Source organism: Arthrobacter sp. H5 (assembly GCF_000520595.1).
In the GTDB taxonomy this organism is placed as follows: Bacteria; Actinomycetota; Actinomycetes; order Actinomycetales; family Micrococcaceae; genus Arthrobacter_D.
Map to the genome: position 1 here is coordinate 115802 of NZ_KI914989.1, position 2474 is coordinate 118275.

Consider the following 2474-nt stretch of genomic DNA (forward strand, 5'->3'; position numbering starts at 1 on the left):
CCCGCCGAATCCGCGGTCACCAGGTCCGCCGAGTTCTTAATCGGCGGGTTGGAGCCGTTGTAATAGTGCTCCATGGTGGCGATGCCGCGCGTCTTCATCTCGGTGGCGATGGACCGGCCCACATAGCGCAGATGCCAGGGCTCGTACGTGTAGCCGGTGGTTGACTGGTAGCCGTTGGGATAGCGGACAATGAAGCCGTATTTGTAGGCGTTGGCAGCAACCCACCGTCCACCGACAGTATCGCCGAAGCAGGCGCCGAGTCCGCAGCTCCCGTTGGCATTTCCGACGTCGACGGCGAGGCCGGTCTGGTGTTCGCTGTGACCGGGTCTCGCCGAAATGGTGTCCGCCGTGGCCTGCCCATAGATGCCCACGTAGTAGTTGTACAAAGATGCCTGTTCATCGTAGGACCGGTAGGCGCTCACGACGGCCAACGGAGCGCCCGCGTTCCGGGCGCCGGCAAACAGATTCTGCAGGTTGGTTGATACCGCGCGCCGCAGCACGTAGTTGGTCCCGGGGTAATACACAAGATCCGGCGCGATGTACCGAAGCGGGTTCAGTGGACGGGACTTGGTAACCAGCACCTCGATGTTGTTGGGGTCATTGATCGGAGGTGCCGCGTGGGCGGGAGCCGAGAGCAGGCCCGTGAGCATCGTCAAGCAGATGACGACGACGGCGGCAAGCCGCGCTCCGGCGCGCGCGGGCACTGCGCGGCAGGGATTGGACATGAGGCTCCCCCAGGGACGTAGACAGGTGATCCACATCATACCCCTGCCGTTGGTTGCGGCTCAGAGGCGCTCGCACCCGGCCAGCGCACCCGATACCGGCCAGCGCACCCGGACTACCGGGGGCGCCCTCTGAACAGTTTCGGGTGCGGACGCGGGTTTACAGAACCTTTGAGAGGAACAGTTTGGTGCGTTCGTGCTGGGGGTTGCCAAGCACGTCCTCCGGTTTGCCCTGTTCCACCACAACTCCGCCGTCCATGAACACCACGCGGTCGCCCACTTCGCGGGCAAAGCTCATTTCGTGGGTTACCACCATCATGGTCATGCCGTCTTTGGCGAGCTGCTTCATGACGTCGAGTACGTCGCCCACCAGCTCCGGATCGAGCGCGCTGGTTGGCTCGTCGAAGAGCATCATGTCAGGGTCCATGGAGAGTGCGCGCGCTATTGCCACACGCTGCTGCTGACCGCCGGAAAGCTGTGCCGGGAAGGCATCCGCTTTTTCAGCGAGGCCCACCTTGGCCAGGTTGCGCTCGGCAACTTCGGTTGCTTCCGCCTTGTTGCGCTTCTTGGCGCGCATCTGGGCCAGAGTCAGGTTTCGGGTGACATTCAGGTGAGGGAACAGGTTGAACTGCTGAAACACCATGCCAATGCGGGTGCGGACACCATCCAGGTCCGTATCCTTGTCAGTGATGTCCAAGCCCTCGACAATAATGGTGCCGGAGGTGGGCTCTTCGAGCCGGTTGACGCAGCGCAGCAGCGTCGACTTTCCGGAACCCGAAGGGCCAATAACGCAGACCACCTCGCCCTGGTCCACATGGAAGTCGATGCCCTTGAGAACTTCGTTGTCTCCGAAGCTCTTGTGCAGCCCGCGCACTTCAATGGCGGGTGTCGCTGCTGGAATCGGTTGGGCCATGATATTACCGGCCTCTCTTGTTGTGTCGTTCGAGCTTGGCCACCAGCTGCGTGAGCGGAAGAGTGATCACCAGGTACATCAATGCGGCCATGACCAACGGTGTGGCGTTGGCCTGCGAGGACACTGCGTCACGGGCAAAGGTGGTGAGTTCGCGGTCGCCCAAAGCCATCCCTGCAATGAAGAGCAGGGACGTGTCCTTGATGATAATCACCAGTTCATTGGTGAGGGGAGGAGTGACAATGCGGAAGGCCTGGGGGAGAACCACCGAGACCATGGTCCAGGACGGTCGCATTCCCAGTGACCGGGCGGCTTCCACCTGACCCTTGGGAACCGCTTCGATGCCCGCGCGGATGGTTTCGGCGATGTAGGCGGCGGAAACAATGATCAGGCCAATGAGCCCCGCCCCGGTGCTGCCGCCCGGCGGGCGCCACTCGAAGGCGATGGGAACAGCGAATGCAAAACCAAAGATCACCAGCAGGGCGGGCAGGCCGCGGAACAGTTCAATGTAGGCCGTGGCGGCCCATCGGTAGGGGCCCACCGGGGACAGCTTCATCAGCGCAAGGACCAGGCCAAGAAGAAGCCCGCCGGCAAACGCGATCACCGTATAGACGACAGTGTTCTTCGCCGCGATGGTGATGAGCCCAGGGAACGTCTCCGCGGCAACGTCGAGGTCCAGGAAGTTGGTGCGGATGGCTTCCCCGTCGGCCACCAACACGACGGCGACCACAGCAAGCACGAAGATGGCGTAGAGCACGCCACGGGATAGGCGCTTACGGGTTGAGGGTTTCACGTTGTGCGTACCGACCTTTCAGGAGGTAGAGACAGGTGCGGCAGTTCCG

At 62.3% G+C, this 2474-nt stretch carries 3 protein-coding genes; all 3 read right to left on the minus strand.

The features are described from left to right. The coding region (locus tag Y708_RS23830) for a M15 family metallopeptidase (protein WP_343212961.1) at positions 1-725 on the minus strand (725 nt) is incomplete at its 3' end. Positions 726-882: 157 nt separating this feature from the next. Further along, entirely contained in the window at positions 883-1635 is a 753-nt protein-coding gene (locus Y708_RS0108205) for an amino acid ABC transporter ATP-binding protein (RefSeq protein ID WP_028279551.1), read from the minus strand. Positions 1636-1639: 4 nt separating this feature from the next. Then, positions 1640-2425, minus strand: coding sequence for an amino acid ABC transporter permease (locus tag Y708_RS0108210; RefSeq protein ID WP_028279552.1), 786 nt, complete (start codon positions 2423-2425; stop codon positions 1640-1642). Between the last annotated feature and the right edge of the window lie 49 nt (positions 2426-2474).

Coding starts and splice junctions, on each gene's coding strand:
- Y708_RS0108205 (WP_028279551.1), bottom strand. CDS start 1,635: ATGGCCCAACCGATTCCAGCAGCGACACCCGCCATTGAAGTGCGCGGG.